We start from the raw sequence: 16,373 nt of genomic DNA on the forward strand, positions 1-16,373 counted from the left end.
ATCAACTGAGCAAAAAGGGCCTTTTAAGGTACCCTTTGAAACCTTCTGAGATTTCATCGTGTGTGTACTCTCAAAGTTTTATGCGGGTAACCCGTTTTGCAGAGAGAGTGTATAGTTACATGTGCTGTGAATTGTTAACAAATCGTAATGATATGTATCTAGATATCACTCTCTAATAATATGTTAATATAGGTAAAAAGGTCAATACTTGGAGGAAATATGAGAGAGAATTTATTTTTTAAAACAGATGTATTGCCGGATGAAATTCCATTGTTATACACAAATAAAAATCTATATAATAACTTTAATAAAGAATACATATCTAAGTTACTAGAAAAAGAGAATTTATTGCCAAAGAATAAAAAGGGTAGTCAATTTAATTCTTATACTACGGTACCTTATTACTTTTCTATCCCCAAGAATGATAGAAAGAAAAGAAAAATGGCTCTTTTGCATCCTATCGCACAGTTGCAAATGTTTAGCTACATATTGAGATATGATCAACTTATTGTATCTTATGCCAAAAAGTCTAACTATAGTGTTAGATCACCTATAATTAGAAATAGACCGGTTCATGATATGACTAAAAGTAGTAAAGCTTATTTCACAAGAATGGAACAAGAATTTAGCTTCTCAAAGGAAACGGAAATAACTACTGAAGAGGATCAATCTCTATTTTATTCATACTTTTCTTATAAGCCATATAAAAGAATGCAGCAATTGTATGATTCTAATAAATTTAATAGGCAAAAATATAAATATCAATATTTTATGAAGTTCGATGTACAAAACTTCTTTCCGAGTATATATACTCATGCTCTATCATGGGCGATATTTGGTGATAAATCTTTAGCAAAGAAATTAAAAAGTATAAATGAGGCTTTTGCTAATGCTACTGATATTATCTGTCAAAAAATTAACTTTAATGAAACAAATGGAATAGTTGTTGGACCTGAATTCTCAAGGGTTGTGGCAGAATTACTAATGGTAGCTATAGACGTAGAGGTAGAAAGATCATTAGACGCACAAGGATTATCATTAAATAAAGATTATAACCTTTATAGATTTGTGGATGATTACTTTTTATTTACTCATAACAAAGAACAAGCTTTTAAGATTGAAAGAACTATTGAAAATTCATTAGAAATGTATAACTTGAAGATGAATGCTTCGAAAAGTGAATTACAAGAAAGGCCATTTGAGATGGTTGATGGCTCAATAGTAGAATTAAAGAATGCAATTAAGTTATTTCGTTTAAACTATAAGAGATATAGCGAGCAACCTGGAATAAACGGAGTAAAGATGTACAGGAAATGGCTAAGCAGATTATGGCAAGATTTATTCAATACATTAGAATTAATAATAACCAAATATCCCAATTCAAAAAATAGAATTGTTAATTATTTTCTTAAGACAGCAAGATCATTAATAGTATCTATTGATGTTTTAAATAAATTTAATGTAGCAGAAATATTAGAACTTGTATCAAATATATTTACCTTATCGATCAATACATCTAATACGAGTTCATTAATTGGACTATATATAAAAATACAGAACAATATAAATAAATCGGAAGACAATATGGATAAGGAATATTTAAATGAGAAGGTATTTCAATACGTATACTCCATCCTCAAAAATAATATAAATGATATTGAGCAGATGTTTGACTTGATTATATATCTGAGAACACTTGAGAAAAGGTTGGCGTCATCATTTTTATGTAATTTGATTGAGCACTGCAAAGATTCATACTTTCTAATGTGCTCAATAGCTTACTATATTTTAGATGATGATAGAAAAGGGGTATTGAATAGTTATAAAACTCCAAAGAAAATGCTTCAGACTTTAGTTCTAGATAGGGTAGAAAATTATGTTAGTAAAGGTTCGCAATATCTACTTTTAGAGAGTGAGTACTTTTATCTTATTAATGATTTTTATTATTATCCGGGATTTGACTCTAGAATCAAGGATAAGTTAAAAAAAACTATAGTTAGAAACAAGAAACAAATGAACTTTAGTAACCTCCCATCCAATAGCGCGGATAATCTTAAAGATGTAATGTCTATACATGCAAATATTTTTGAAGAAATAATGAAGGGACCATACTTTAACTGGAATATGAATACAAAAACATTCTTAAGAGAAACTGCAAGAAAAACTATTATTCAATCTATGAATAAAGCTACTTCTTACAATTAATAAAATAAATTTAATAAACATATAAGAAGCACCATACTTTTCTAAGCGTATGGTGCTTTTTATCAAGGAGATGATCGCCTAAGTGAGAAAAACATACTTGTACTGGCTTACTATCGATTGTTTAGTATGGGCAATATTTTATTGGGAGAGCGCATTAGATTTAAATGCTACGCGACTGGCGTGCATGAGTATTTTCTTTAGCCTAATATTTATTTTACCGCTCTTTACTGAGAAACCGGTGATGCAGACTACTATATTTTGTGTACAAGCTATACTTACAATCTTCATCTTCTGTCCAATAAACAACGAACTAAGCCCATATGGAATCCTCATACACTCATTAATAATGGCAGAAGCCGTCTTTTATCTTTCACGAACTAAAAGTTTAATAGTGATTACAGTGCAACTTGCGAGCACAGCTGTTATCTTAATGCTGTCGACACTCACAATCTCGCAATTAGTTTGGTGTGCATTATATTATCTTTTACTGGTGATTGCTTTACTTTATCATCAAGTTATACATAACCGAGAAAAAGAAACTCGTTTAAGCAATGAAGTTCTACTTGAAGAGTACAGGCGCATGAAAAGGCAGCTTGTCGTAGAAGAACAGCAAGCACGGCAAGATGAACGGATGCTGATTGGGCATGAAATTCACGATTCAGTCGGGCACAAGCTAACAGCGCTCCTTTTTCAATTCGAAGCTTTTCGTTTAACGGCGGCTGAGAAGGATAAGGAAATGGTCGGGAAGCTGAAAGAGCTGGCTGAACAGAGTCTGGAGGAAACGCGGCAGGCGGTTCGGTCATTCAAGCAAGATGAAGTAGGCGGATTGCAAGGTGTGATTCGGCTTATTCGGAAATTAGAGATAGAGAGTTTTATGAAAATCAATTTCTCGGTTAGGCATGGGGCGTTTGCGGCTCCTTTGACGGGTGAGCAGTCTTTTGCGATTTATCGTGCTGTGCAGGAGGCATTGACGAATATAATGAAGCATAGTTCAACTAGAGAAGCGCAAGTGATTTTTGAGTCACCTGGCGGGAGTATCTTTCGGTTTGAGGTAATTAATGCAGCATCGGATGATCGATATTTTCAAGAAGGGTATGGGTTGAAGGCGATGCGGGAGCGCTTAGAGAAAGTGGGCGGAACGCTTGAGATCGACTATGAGGCGCACCGGTTTTTAGTGAGAGGTACGATAAGATTGGTAGAATGGAGCGGTTCGGATGATTAGGATTTTGCTGGCTGAAGATCAAGTGATGGTTCGTCAGGGCTTGAAGATGATGATTGAAACGGATGAAGACATTCGTGTGACAGGGGAAGCAGATAACGGGAAAGAAGCGGTCAGCTTATGTGAAAAACAACTTTTCGATGTGGCTATTTTGGATATTCGTATGCCTGTGATGGATGGCATTGAAGCAGCGAAAATCCTGCGCTCACGATTCCCTCAAATTAAAATCCTCATGCTTACTACATTTGATGATAACGAGTATGTATTGAACGCCTTAAAGCTGGGGGTCAGCGGCTATATGCTGAAAAACGGGGATACAGCATCGCTCATTCGTTCCATCAAAAGTGCATTGAGCGGCGGTTTATCCTTGGAGGACCAGGTTGCTTCAAAGGTAATGCCGATTTTACTGCAAAATCAGGAAGAGAAACAAATTGACCCGACGCTGACTCCGAGGGAAAGAGCGATATTAAAGTGTATCGGAGAAGGATTGAATAATAAGGAAGTGGCCGAACGACTAGGCTTATCGGTTGGGACCGTTAAAAACCAGACGAGTCACATTTTAGATAAGTTGGAATTAAGGGATCGGACGCAGTTAGCCATTTATGCGATACGTCATCGTCTCGTATAAAAAAGTGACGAAAGTAATAAGTGTCCAATCGCGGAATGACCATAGTCAGTAGTGGCTTTGGTTTTTTTTATTTATGATGCAAGTAACAACATCAAAGGGGGCAAAAACATGCTGGAAACGATCAACTTAAGTAAGTCCTTCAAAGGAAAGAAGGTTGTGCAGGATATAAATTTATACCTGGACAATGGCGAATCCGTTGGGTTGCTTGGTCCAAATGGAGCTGGAAAGTCCACAACGATTTCCATGATCTCGACTTTGATCAAGCCGACGAGTGGCAGGATAACCATGAACGGTGTGAACGCGATTGCTAAACCGGGTGAAATCAGAAGCGTATCAGGTGTGGTGCCGCAGGAATTGGCGCTGTATCAGGAGCTGTCCGCTTATGAGAACCTGAAGTTTTTTGGATCGATCTATAAATTGAGAGGTAAAGAATTAGATAAAGCTATCCAGCAAGCTTTGGAGTTCGTCGGGTTGGAAAATCGCAAAAAGGACTTGGTAAAGACTTATTCCGGCGGGATGAAACGCAGACTTAATATAGCGGCAGCGTTATTGCACCGCCCGAAGATCTTGATCTTGGATGAACCGACAGTCGGTATCGATCCGCAATCGAGAAATCATATCTTGGAAGCAGTACGCGCGCTGAATCAGCAAGATGGAACGACGATTCTTTATACGAGTCATTATATGGAGGAAGTGGAGCAGCTTTGTGATCGATTATACATCATGGATCATGGCAAGATCATTGCGGCAGGAACAAAAGATGAATTACTCAGCATCTTGTCGACGGAGGATAAGATAAAAGTGGAGGTAAACAAGCTGGATGAAGCCTTTGTAGAGCAAGTAAAGACAATGGAAGGGGTGCGAAAACTAGAGGTATCGGAATTGCAGCTGAAGATTATAGCCGCAAAAGGCAGCAGCTTGATCAGCAAATTGGTTCATCTAACCGAACAGCATCAAATCCAATTGCTCAATTTCCATACTGAAACGCCTAGTTTGGAAGATGTATTCCTTCACTTAACCGGACGTACGCTGAGGGATTAAGGGGGTATCATGATGCGGAGTTTCATCAAAAAGGATTTGTTGATATTTTTACGTGACTGGAAAGAGCTGCTCACGGTCCTATTGCTTCCGATTGTTTTGGTTATCGTGTTGAATTTTGCTTTTGCTGGGTTATTTGATAGTGATGATGAAGTATCGATGGATTTACAATTAGCTGTGGTGAATCAGGATGATGAGACGGATGCAATGGAACAGCTGAAGGAGAGGTTGGTCAGCGATGCTGCTTTTGAAGAGCAGGAGGCAAATGCGATTGTAGAAGCAGCAGAAGAGATACAACCTGTTAACCTGCTATCGGATTATCTGGAAAGTGACGATGTAAAGGAATGGGTGACGATTCATCATCTGGAGGAAAAGGAAGCAGCTGAGAAAGTCAAAGCGGGCGACCTCGATGGTATGCTGATCATCCCCCAGGGGTATGCCGCGGACAGTTTATATGCGAGCTTCGCAGACGAACCTCCAACTACATCATTGATTTATAAAATGGAAGAAGAAACGACGGATAGCAGTGCGCTGCAACAATTCATACAAGGATTTATCGAGGAATTAAATTATCAATTTGCATTACAGGAAATAACGGGCGGTGCAGAAATAGCAGCGGCGCTTCCTGAAGGCGGATTGGAGGATATGGGGACAGCGCACGAGTTCACAATGACCCAGTATTTTACGATAGCGCTAGGAGCCTTATTTGCCTTATTCGTTGTAGCGACGGTAGCGATGAAAACAGGAGTGGAAATCAGGGACCAAGTATTCAACCGAATCTTATTAGCGAATATCCATCCGATGCGTTTTTTGATTGGTAAAATGGTATCCACAATTTACCTGGTTGTCCTGCAGATTGTTTTTGTCCTGCTTGTATCACACTTTCTATTGGGAGTATTTCCTGATCGTACGATAGCCTTTTGGGGTGGTATCTTCGCGTTGATCGTGTTGCTCGCTTTGGTGCTGTCGGGCTTAGCGGCTATTTATACGGCAATTTTATTGCGGATGAATAATGTAGATGCGGCAAATGGGGTTTTCATGTTGGCTACGTTGCTGTTCGGAACATTAGGAGGAGGATTTGTTCCCATTTATATGCTGCCTAAATGGCTACAGCAAATTGGCGAATGGACTCCGAACGGTCTATTCCTCGCCATACTGACAGAGTGGGTCCAATTTGAGAAGCTATCCTCCATCGTCCAGCCAAGCCTGTACATGGTCGGCTTTTTCTTCTTATTCACTATCATTGGTGTAGCTTTGTTTCCGAAAAGGGGGAAAGCGCAATGAAAAACGTATTATGGGCGCAATTCTCAAAAGATAAACGAAATCCGCTGTTCGTTCTATTATTAATTGCAGGAAGTATTGTCGCTACCATTGTATTTGGCGGAGGCATTCAGTCGGCAACAACAGTTGGCATTTTCAGTGAAGAAGACAATGCTGCAGCAATAGAAAAAAAGTGGGGAATGTTGTTAAATACGGATGACTCCTTCACATTTGAAATAGTGGACCCGGAAGAAGCGCGTAAAGACATAAAGAAAGGCAATATCGATGTAGCAGTAAAGGTCACGGAGGATGATTACCGACTGCTTGTCTCCAAGAAAATGCCGACCATTTCTTCCATTGAGCAACATGTGGATAAGGTGTTTAAGCAAGAAGCACAAATCCGTGCAGTTGAAGCACAAGTGGGAAGAGATGTACGGGATGAAATGGAGAACTATCTGGCGGATGCACCACTTCAGATGGAATCGCAAGGGGTGGATAGCGAACAGATTCCTACGTACAATATCCGTACGCAGCTGTTGTTTGCCTTCACTTTCTTGATCTCGATGTTCATCCTTGGATTCAAGGTTAACAATGTGACACAAGATAAAGTATCTGGTATTTGGGATCGAATGATCTTTTCACCAATGAAGAAAACAAGTATGTACAGTGGTTATTTGTTATATAGCTTTCTGATTACGATGCTTCAAATAATTGTCGTGCTGATCGTGTTTAAGTATGTCTTGCATTACGATGTCGGAGATAATCTGTGGCTGATTATACTCATTGCAGCTTGCTTTGTATTCGGCATGATCAGTATCGCCATGTTGATTACCGGTTTTGTCAGGACCCCAGAACAGTTTTATGCCATATACCCGTCCGTCATCCCGTTGATTCCGCTTATTAGCGGAGCTTATATGATGCCGGGGACGATTACGAATCCTGTCCTGCTGTTTATTGCGGATCTGTTCCCGCTGGCGCATGCGATGGATGCCATCATGTCAGTTGTTTTCTATGGTGCTGCTTTGCAGGATGTCACAATGTCTCTATTGTATATGCTGCTGATTGGAATAGTGGCGATGGGAGTGGGGATTAATCTTGTGGAGCGGCGGAGTAGATAGGTATGTGAGACTGAATCAGTGATTCAGTCTCTTTTTTTACCATAAATTTCTGTACATTTTATCCCATAAACCAGATAATTTACATATTGATCCTGAAAGTAAATAGAAGGAGATTGTTAGCATGCGCGTATTGGAAGTACCAAACGTAAAACTGAGAGAATTAATACTTTCTGATGCTGAGGATCGTTATCAATGGTGTCTTGATAAAGAAGTTATTAAACATCTGAACATGCCTTCGACGTATCCGCCCTTTAGCAAAAAAGAGACGGAAGAATGAATAAGGGCATGCATGAACAAGACAAACGGCTATCATCAAAAAGCCATTATGACGGAAAATGGGAAGCACATAGGCTGGGTAGATTTAAAGAACATCGATAAATTAAATAAACATGCAGAATTGGGAATAGCAATCGGGGACAAGGCGTTTTGGGGAAAAGGATATGGATTAGCAGCCATGAGAGAGATGCTGGGCTGGGGGTTTTGTCAGTTAGATTTAAACAAGATTTGGTTAAGAGTAGAGATTGATAATCTAAAAGCTATTAAATCATATAAGTGTATTGGATATATTGAAGAAGGTATCTTAAGGCAAGACCGGTTGCGAAATGGAGAATATGTGGAACGGCTAAGGATGAGTATGCTTAGAAGTGAGTTTCTCTATAAATGACACTAAACTATAGCGTTGCAGTTTCTTTATGTTCGCAATAGGAAAACGCTTTGTGCCGGAAAATAAGTGAGCGTAAAGGCATTAATTAAATAGAGATTTAGAGCCTTTTTAGTGATCGTTGTCTGGTCATTAACAGAATCCTGTATACTTGTGAAAGGAGCAAGCCTTATGAAAGTGCATGGACCAAATCGTGCAGATCGAAGGCCACCCAAACCAAGTAGTACGCCATTCGATAGAAAATATGTGTCAGAAGCCTATCTAGTGGGATTACCAATGTGCTTAGTGAGTTTGGTGATTTTATATCTTACGGATGATCATGATTTGTCATCTGTGTTTATAATTTCATATGTGTTATATCCTTTTGCGAAGTTTTTTTACGATTTGGTTATGGGTTTTTGGTTGGGTCGTAAAATAAAGAATGCATCAAACTGGGCAATAGGAAGTTCATTAGATCAGATCCAGTATGCTGTGTATGGTTTTTTCGTGTTTTTCCTAAGTATATTGCTAGCGCCCCTTGGTATGCTGTTCTTGCTGGCAAGATATCTTTTGAGAGTTTATCGAGTTAAAAAGAAAAATTATTAAAGGGGTGTATTTATTCCATGTCATACCATTTAATCAAGCTATATAAAATGCTGTCGAGCAATCCAATCTTAGCAGCCCTTGCAATGGCTCCATCGCCAAATCGTTCGCTACGTACAATGTAAGTGGCAGCGCGAATGGCATCTGCAACACTTAATTCCATAGAAGGCGAATATTCTGGCAATCCGTTACGTCCCCAATTGTATAAAGGGGTTATGGCGCCAATAGTATATAGCAGACTCGTGGCTTTGTTTATACGTTCACTATAGGCTGGGTAGCTTAATGATTGCTCGTTTCCTCCATTCGTCCATACTACATTACGATCTTCAACTGTCATCTCTTCCCCTACAGAACGCAATTCCTCCCAGGCATCTGTTTTCGTCCTGTCTAGTTCGTTAATGAGTTGCGCATTATCTGGATTTTCGCTCATAAACACCCTCCTTTTTTAAGATTATATCGCATTCCCAGTAGACGTTGAATCGCAAACATGAGATCGGTAACGATGGTATTAGAATGCTCTCAAATTCTACTACTGGACTAAAGTAACCTTAAATCTAAACACGGCCCCAGTCTCTCAAATGACAACGCGGTATATTTTTTATTTGTACGTATAAGTGTAAATATCTACTGTGAAAGCATAAATATTCTTCTGGTGTTGATAAAGAATCTGTTTATAAAACAGGGATTTTATACTTATTGACAACTTTATCTATTCCTCTTAATCTAAAATCAGCAATATGAAAGCGTTATCAATTATAAAGGAGGAAAGAGATGAAAGCTAACAAACGTATACTCATAACGTCGATGCTGTCTGCTGTCTTACTTATACCTGCCTTGCCAGGGGCTGATATCCTGGCAAAGGAAAAAGGGAGTCAAGGGAAGACGCCTGTCTTTGAAAATGCCTCTGTCCATGACCCATCCTTTATTGAGGTGGACGACCAGTACTATGTCTTCGGCTCTCACCTAGCGGCAGCAAAAACAAACGACCTCATGAAATGGAAAATGATCGACTCAGGCGTGCGTGATGGCAATAAGCTGATTCCGAATGTAACGGAGGAACTAAAGGAGGCGTTGGAATGGGCGCAGTCGGATACGCTTTGGGCAGCGGATGTAATTCAGTTGGCAGATGGGAAGTTTTATATGTACTACAATGCGTGTAAAGGGGATTCGCCGCGGTCTGCAATGGGTGTGGCAGTGGCGGACGATATCGAAGGACCATATAAGGACACCGGAATCATCCTGAAGTCGGGCATGTGGGATGAGCCGAGTGAGGACGGTACGATTTATGATGCGACGAAGCATCCGAATGTAGTGGATCCGGATGTGTTTTACGATGAGGACGGCAAGCTGTGGATGGTATATGGTTCATACTCTGGCGGTATTTTCATCATGGAGATGGATGAGGAGACAGGCAAGCCGCTTCCAGGCCAAGGGTATGGGAAGAAGCTAATGGGCGGAAACCATAGCCGGATTGAAGGACCGGCAATGATGTACAGCCCGGAAACAGACTACTATTATATGTTCCTTTCATTCGGCGGACTGGATGCTGTTGGCGGATACAATATTCGTGTAGCGCGTTCCAAGTCGCCGGATGGTCCGTTTTATGATGCGGAAGGAAATGACATGATAGATGTGAAAGCTGATCCGAATCAGCCGCTGTTCGATGATAAGTCGATCGAGCCTTATGGGGTGAAACTGCTGGGGAATCACTTGTTTGAAAAGAAAGTCGGTGATCCAGGGGAGGAACCAGGTATTGGCTATGTGTCACCGGGACATAATACCGCTTTTTATGATGAGGATACGAAAAATCATTATTTGATTTTCCATTCTCGTTTCCCTGATCGCGGTGAAGAGCATGAGGTGCGGGTACATCAGATGCATATGAACGAAAAAGGCTGGCCGGTCGTCGCCCCGTCCCGTAATACAAATGAGAAAGAAGCGAAAATCAAACGGAAGGATATGACCGGAGACTATCAGTATGTGAACCATGGAAAAGATATATCTGCTGATGTGAAAACTTCCGAACAGATTACCCTGAAAGAGAATGGAAAAGTCGAAGGTGCTGTAAAAGGAAAGTGGAAACAGGGCAAGGATAATGAAGTCACCCTGACGATTGATGGCGAGAATTATAATGGTTTCTTTCTGAGGCAGTGGGATGAAGCGGCGCAGGAATATGATACGACGTTCACCGCTTTGTCTGACAAAGGCGTCGCAGTCTGGGGAAATCGAATGGAGGATATGAAAGATAAAGAAGTGGTTGCAGTTGTTAAGAAGGATCTTACTATCACGAATAGCGATAATTTGTATCAAAGTGTGGAGCTGCCGACAGAAGGTACTCGCGGATCTGTAATTAAATGGACTTCCTCCAATCCAAAAGTGATAGAAACTGATGGTACGATTCACCGGCCAAAGGCAGGGAGCGGAGACGGCAAAGCTACGTTGACCGCTAGTATTCAAGCAGGAAAAAAGAAAGATACGAAAACATTCCAAGTGACAGTGAAGCAGCAAGCCTCCGAGCCGGAAATTGCGCACTATAGTTTCGACAATCCTGGCAGTCAAGAAGCGGCGGATTCCTCCGCCGGCAATCTGCCAGCTCAGCTGAAAGGCGCTGCCATCCAAACAGATGAGGGCAAGCTGGCATTGGATGGCAAGGATGCTTATGTGGAACTTTCCCCGTTAGTTGCCGATGCGGAGGATTTCACCTTCTCTGCCTGGGTGAATTGGCAAGGCGGAAGTGCGTGGCAGCGAATCTTTGACATCGGTGAGAGCAACGGCAAGAATATGTTTTTCACCCCATATGACGGTAGCGGCAAGCTTCGTTTTACGATTCATGATGGTGTTGATCAGAACATAACGGCTGATGAAGCATTGGCCGCAGGTGAGTGGGTGCATCTTGCGGTGACACTTGAAGGTAATACAGGAAAGCTGTACGTGAATGGCGAACTAGCAGGGGCGAATGAAAATATTACTGCTAATCCAGCCGATATTCTCGGAGATACAAATTATTTAGGGCGAAGCAGATATGGCGCGGATCCGTTCTTTGGCGGACAGATGGATGATGTGCGCATTTATCGGAAGGCGTTGAGTGAATCAGAAGTTAAGGAATTAGCTCATTAAAAATGGGACCTGACAATTTTGTCGGGTCTTATTTTGTAAATCTCTTCTTGGATACTTGATCTATTTAATGATATTGAAATATGCTTAATGAGAAAGACTCGAATTGTTCGCCTTGATCAAAACTTACAGAAAACCCCGGTCTTTATGTTGAAAGGATAAAAAAAGAAGACCACCATTTGATGATCTTCATCCTTGTTCTCCGTTTTATTTATTTAGAATATTCAGGGATAAAACTGCGCTGCCAAGATCAGTTTGCTTTTCACTTGTACTGTCCTGATTAGCGAATCCGAGCAAGCCACTTACAACAATCACACCAACTAGCACCAATGAGTAGACGATTTTTTTCATAGAAAATCCCTCCCGTTTATATTAGAGCCAACAGATAATACTTTGTTGCAAGTTCATGCTGCTTATTTCTAGTATAGTACTGGGCGAGTTCTTTTGAAAAGAGTCTTATATTGTAAAAATCTTTAACTCTTTGAAAATAGTCTATTCCCTCTTGCCATACGCTTTCAAAGTTCAATTTATCTTCATATTTCTTCGTTACATTATCTCCTTTGATGCTGGTTTCAATCCTTCATAGACTTCGATGACTTTTGAAGATTGATTGTACAGGCTTCCTCTTCTCACGCATGTAAAAACTAGGTCTTAAGAGATAATAAAGGTTATGATAGAAGAAGGAATTGATTTTCGGCTACACATAAGGAGAGATTGCTAATGACGCAATATTATTACATATCCTCACCAAGAAAGCTTCCTGAGGGCGATTTTGGTGCAAAGCCTATATCAGAAGATAAGCCATATATATTCAGCAATGAATTGGATTTTACAAGTTTGTTTTTTGAAAATAACTATGACTCGGATGAGAAAAAAAGATTCAGCTATGTTCCTAGCTTCCATTATAAGCACCAAGTCGCTGTTTATCACAATTTCCTTCCTATCAAATCCGAGGAAAGAGGTAATAATCCCATAGAAAGAAAGTGTTTGAAATTGTTCTATGACTATATAAGCAACGCTGTAGAGGAAAGTGGCATGATAGAATATTGTACTTGCTGGAATGGAACGGAAGAGCGAGGGAATTGGACGAGGAAAACACTTTACTGGGGAGATGTCGAATCGCACGATGACCTTGTGTTGAACGATAGGGAAATTTGTGAGATTGTGACGTGGAAGGGCTAGCGAAGGCAGTGGCTATAGTGTGCAGAACTATTAATGATCTTCAGTAGTCCATCTAGAACACCGTTTTCACAAATTCTTTTTGCGTAGCAGGATAACCCATTAGCCGAACTCGGATTTTACGATTCGTTCTAATTCTGATTTATACTTTTGGAGGTTGATGTCTTCAGCATATTCCGTAATTTTGGCTCTCACAGCTAGATTCGTTAAAAATACAGATCTATGCTCTTTCATCAAGCTACGGAACCATTCTAGCTTTTTTAGTGTCTTTAGATTTTTTTTGTATCTTTTGCCTTTCCGGGAGGGGATTAAATTTTCAATAAATAACATTGCCAATTCCCCTAAAATCTCTAAGAGAAAATTCATTAATTCACATTCCTTTATACTTACTAGATAAAAAACCACTGCACTCATTTTAACATATTCGCGGATTTTCAAAAGGATAATATTACTTTATTGTATTAAATAACCAAATGGAGAAGAAGTGTTAGGATGAGGTCGGCTTTTCTTTTTTATCGCTTGTGGTTATAGTAGTGATAGACCAACCATCTATCTCCTCATGGAGGAGGGCGCCAACCGTATTGATATTAATAAACTGCTATTGATAGGGGGAGATGATATGGAAGTATTTGCAGACTATTTAGCCAAGATCGGTAACCCAGAGCATCGAGCTCGTACGGAAGAAGTGCTCACTTGGGTAGCTGGGGAATTTCCGGATTTAGAGCCGAAAATTGCATGGAATCAACCGATGTTCACTGATCATGGAACCTATATTATTGGCTTCAGTGTGTCCAAACAGCATTTGGCTGTTGCTCCGGAGAAGGCTGGGATAGATCGTTTTTCCGAGGAAATTGTCCAGTCTGGATATGAGCACACGAAGCAGCTGGTACGGATTCGCTGGGATGGTCCTGTTGATTACTCATTACTGAAACGCATGATCGAGTTCAATATCATGGACAAGGCTGACTGTTCTACCTTTTGGCGATAATGAAAGAAATTGATTCCTAGTACAAGAGCCGAGACACCTCTTTCAAAAAGGGTGTTTCTTTGTTTAGTATGGTAATTTAAGATACTTGACCTGCTCAAAGAAATAAGGAGAAAAAACATGGAACAATCCGATCAAATAAAACACCAATCGACTCGTGTCGGGGTCGTATTACTTGTATTAAGCATCTTGCTTGTCGGTGCTAATCTGCGTGCACCGATAACGGGGTTAAGCCCATTGATCGACAATATCCGTTCAGATACCGGAATCGGCAATGCTTCCACTGGTATGCTGACTACATTGCCTTTGATTGCATTTGCTGTTTTTGCACTCGTTGCGCCAAGAATTGCAAAGCGCATCGGTATTGAAAGAACTTTATTCGCGGGTTTATTTATTATTTCCCTTGGACTTATACTCCGCTCTTTCTCACCTGTATGGATGCTTTTTACTGGAACGGCATTGGCAGGAATCGGAATTGCTATGGGGAACGTACTGCTGCCAGGCTTGATTAAGCGGGAATTCCCCGAAAAAGTAGGCATGATGACAGGTGCTTATGCCATGACGATGAATGGGATGGCTGCACTTGCTTCGGGCATAAGTATCCCTCTATCTGAAGGACTAGGGCTAGGGTGGCATGGCTCTCTCGCTGTCTGGGTGCTGTTGGCACTTGCAGCCTTGATTGTATGGATTCCGCAGCTGCGCCTTCGCGTCACTCCATCGATTGCCATCCCTGAAAGGGGGAAAGGATTGTGGTCATCTGGTCTAGCTTGGAAGGTTACAGGTTTCATGGGATTACAATCTTTGCTGTATTATATAATGATTACGTGGCTGCCTACCATACTCCAAAGTCAAGGTTTCAGCGAGTCGACATCTGGCTGGCTTTTAGCACTCACGCAGCTTTGCAGTTTGCCGACTTCCTTTTTGTTGCCGATTTTAGCAGGACGTTTAGCGGGACAAAGGCTAATTGTAACCATGATAGCTGTGTGTTTCGCACTTTCTTTCTCAGGGTTGTTGACTGGCATTACATGGGTAAGTGTTATTAGTGTTTTGTTATTCGGACTTGCTGGAGGCGGCGTTTTTAGCCTCGCTACGATGTTCTTCGTGTTACGTACGAACACATCCCAAGAAGCAGCAGAATTATCAGGTATGGCGCAGTTTGTTGGGTATCTGTTAGCCGCTGTTGGACCAACTTTGTTTGGCTTGATACACGATATCACGTCGGGCTGGACAGTGCCCTTGGTATTATTGTTAGTGGTTGCTGCGTTACTGTGGAGCGTTGGTATGGGAGCAGGGAAAAATGTATCTATCAATCAGCGGCAAGAGAGTTGATCCAGTAGAAAAGGCAGCTAACATTAGTCGTTAGCTGCCTTTTTGAATCATTTCGGTAACGGTGCTTTAGCTGAAATCAGTTCTTTCTCAACCAACTCCTGCCAGAAATCGGCCGCAATTTCCTCTTTCATTGCTGCCATGTCTTCTTTCACCCGGCTCGGGCGAGTAGATCCGGGGATGACAGCTTGTACGACTGGATGAGCAGTCGAGAATTGAAGTGCGGCAGCTTTTAAGCTGACACCATGACGCTTGGCAATTTCTTCTAATTGTTTGACGCGCTGCTTGATCTGAGCAGGCGCTTCCGCATAGTCGAAATAGTCGCCGCCGAGCAGTGCGCCAGAGTTATAAGGTCCGCCAACAACAATGCCGACGCCTTTTTCCTGTGCAGTTGGCAGCATGCGCTGCAATGCCTGCTTGTGCTGCAATAGTGTATAGCGGGTCGCTGACAGATTTAGGTCAGGCTGAACTTCTTCTAATTCCATTGCCACTTCGATCGGCTGGGTCGTATTCACACCGAGCCCCCAAGATTGGATGACGCCTTCCTCGCGCAGTTGCGTTAATACACGAAAAGCCCCTTTTCTCGCTTCATCAAACTTGGAAATCCATTCATCACCATGGAAATCCGGGGAAAGGTCATGTACATAAACAATATCAAGTCGATTTGTCTGCAAACGCTCTAAGCTCTGTTCAATCGAACGTTTTGTCGCATCCGCGGAATAATCTGTAACCACTTTATTTTTGCGAGCTTGCTTGAATAGACCTTCCTTCTCTTCCTCTTCATCAAGAAGGTAGCGGCCTACTTTGGTGCTGATGACATAATCGACACGATTCTTTTGAGACAATACCTTACCCAGGCGAAGCTCTGCCAAACCTGCACCATAAAAAGGCGCTGTATCAAAGTAACGGATTCCTTCATCCCACGCCGTTTCAATAGTAGCTATTGCTTCAGCTTCCGGTACTTCACGGAACATATTGCCAAGCGGCGCCGTTCCCAGACCGATACGGTGGTTTAGTATTTTTTTAAAATCTGTCATATTGAAATCCTCCTTATTGCC

General features: G+C 41.1%; 15 protein-coding genes and 1 pseudogene. 12 read left to right on the forward strand and 4 right to left on the reverse strand.

What is annotated here, in order from left to right; all coding sequences use genetic code 11:
* Positions 1 to 219 precede the first annotated feature (219 nt).
* From BLQ53_RS13865 to BLQ53_RS13900, 8 genes and pseudogenes are all read left to right on the forward strand, one after another.
* Entirely contained in the window at positions 220 to 2,205 is a 1,986-nt protein-coding gene (locus BLQ53_RS13865) for an RNA-directed DNA polymerase (protein ID WP_093727897.1), read from the forward strand.
* Positions 2,206 to 2,785: 580 nt separating this feature from the next.
* Complete coding sequence (locus BLQ53_RS19220; protein ID WP_244499354.1) at positions 2,786 to 3,427, forward strand: sensor histidine kinase; 642 nt, start codon at positions 2,786 to 2,788, stop codon at positions 3,425 to 3,427.
* Positions 3,420 to 4,052, forward strand: coding sequence for a response regulator (locus BLQ53_RS13875; protein ID WP_093727899.1), 633 nt, complete (start codon positions 3,420 to 3,422; stop codon positions 4,050 to 4,052). Before BLQ53_RS19220 ends, BLQ53_RS13875 begins: the two co-directional genes overlap by 8 nt.
* A 108-nt stretch (positions 4,053 to 4,160) precedes the next feature.
* A complete protein-coding gene (locus tag BLQ53_RS13880; RefSeq protein WP_093727900.1) occupies positions 4,161 to 5,093 on the forward strand; it encodes an ABC transporter ATP-binding protein in 933 nt (310 codons plus the stop codon).
* Positions 5,094 to 5,105: 12 nt separating this feature from the next.
* Entirely contained in the window at positions 5,106 to 6,374 is a 1,269-nt protein-coding gene (locus BLQ53_RS13885) for an ABC transporter permease (RefSeq protein WP_093727901.1), read from the forward strand.
* Positions 6,371 to 7,468, forward strand: a complete 1,098-nt coding sequence (locus BLQ53_RS13890; protein WP_093727902.1) for an ABC transporter permease — start codon at positions 6,371 to 6,373, stop codon at positions 7,466 to 7,468. The genes BLQ53_RS13885 and BLQ53_RS13890 overlap by 4 nt, the downstream gene beginning before the upstream one ends.
* 130 nt (positions 7,469 to 7,598) lie before the next feature.
* A pseudogene (locus BLQ53_RS13895) lies at positions 7,599 to 8,132 on the forward strand (GNAT family N-acetyltransferase).
* 168 nt (positions 8,133 to 8,300) lie between these two features.
* A complete protein-coding gene (locus BLQ53_RS13900; protein ID WP_093727903.1) occupies positions 8,301 to 8,714 on the forward strand; it encodes a hypothetical protein in 414 nt (137 codons plus the stop codon).
* A 10-nt stretch (positions 8,715 to 8,724) separates the two neighbouring features.
* Here BLQ53_RS13900 and BLQ53_RS13905 read toward each other — a convergent pair whose 3' ends face one another.
* A complete protein-coding gene (locus BLQ53_RS13905; RefSeq protein ID WP_093727904.1) occupies positions 8,725 to 9,141 on the reverse strand; it encodes a DUF6508 domain-containing protein in 417 nt (138 codons plus the stop codon).
* Between the two features lie 341 nt (positions 9,142 to 9,482).
* Here BLQ53_RS13905 and abnB point away from each other — a divergent pair, with 341 nt between their 5' ends.
* A complete protein-coding gene (abnB, locus tag BLQ53_RS13910) occupies positions 9,483 to 11,828 on the forward strand; it encodes an arabinan endo-1,5-alpha-L-arabinosidase AbnB (protein WP_093727905.1) in 2,346 nt (781 codons plus the stop codon).
* 204 nt (positions 11,829 to 12,032) lie between these two features.
* Here the strand turns inward: abnB and BLQ53_RS18975 are convergent, their stop codons facing one another.
* Positions 12,033 to 12,176: a hypothetical protein gene (locus BLQ53_RS18975; RefSeq protein WP_170829703.1), complete on the reverse strand. Its 144-nt coding sequence runs from the start codon at positions 12,174 to 12,176 to the stop codon at positions 12,033 to 12,035.
* Positions 12,177 to 12,545: 369 nt separating this feature from the next.
* On the opposite strand from BLQ53_RS18975, the gene BLQ53_RS13915 reads away from it, so the two are divergent.
* Positions 12,546 to 13,007 carry a hypothetical protein gene (locus BLQ53_RS13915; RefSeq protein WP_093727906.1) on the forward strand — a complete coding sequence of 154 codons (462 nt, stop codon included), beginning with the start codon at positions 12,546 to 12,548 and terminating at the stop codon, positions 13,005 to 13,007.
* 99 nt (positions 13,008 to 13,106) lie between these two features.
* On the opposite strand, the gene BLQ53_RS13920 is transcribed toward BLQ53_RS13915, so the two are convergent.
* The gene (locus BLQ53_RS13920) at positions 13,107 to 13,334 is read right to left on the reverse strand and encodes a hypothetical protein (protein WP_139180882.1); all 228 of its coding nucleotides are present in this window, start codon (positions 13,332 to 13,334) and stop codon (positions 13,107 to 13,109) included.
* 289 nt (positions 13,335 to 13,623) lie between these two features.
* On the opposite strand from BLQ53_RS13920, the gene BLQ53_RS13925 reads away from it, so the two are divergent.
* Together BLQ53_RS13925 and BLQ53_RS13930 are read left to right on the forward strand one after the other, a co-directional pair.
* Complete coding sequence (locus BLQ53_RS13925; RefSeq protein WP_093727908.1) at positions 13,624 to 13,992, forward strand: iron chaperone; 369 nt, start codon at positions 13,624 to 13,626, stop codon at positions 13,990 to 13,992.
* Between the two features lie 117 nt (positions 13,993 to 14,109).
* Positions 14,110 to 15,318 (forward strand): CynX/NimT family MFS transporter, encoded by a 1,209-nt coding sequence (locus tag BLQ53_RS13930; RefSeq protein ID WP_093727909.1) that lies wholly within the window; start codon positions 14,110 to 14,112, stop codon positions 15,316 to 15,318.
* Between the two features lie 47 nt (positions 15,319 to 15,365).
* On the opposite strand, the gene BLQ53_RS13935 is transcribed toward BLQ53_RS13930, so the two are convergent.
* The gene (locus tag BLQ53_RS13935; protein ID WP_093727910.1) at positions 15,366 to 16,352 is read right to left on the reverse strand and encodes an aldo/keto reductase; all 987 of its coding nucleotides are present in this window, start codon (positions 16,350 to 16,352) and stop codon (positions 15,366 to 15,368) included.
* Positions 16,353 to 16,373: the final 21 nt, after the last annotated feature.

Source organism: Terribacillus halophilus, from assembly GCF_900101385.1.
GTDB classification, from domain to species: Bacteria; Bacillota; Bacilli; order Bacillales; family Amphibacillaceae; genus Terribacillus; species Terribacillus halophilus.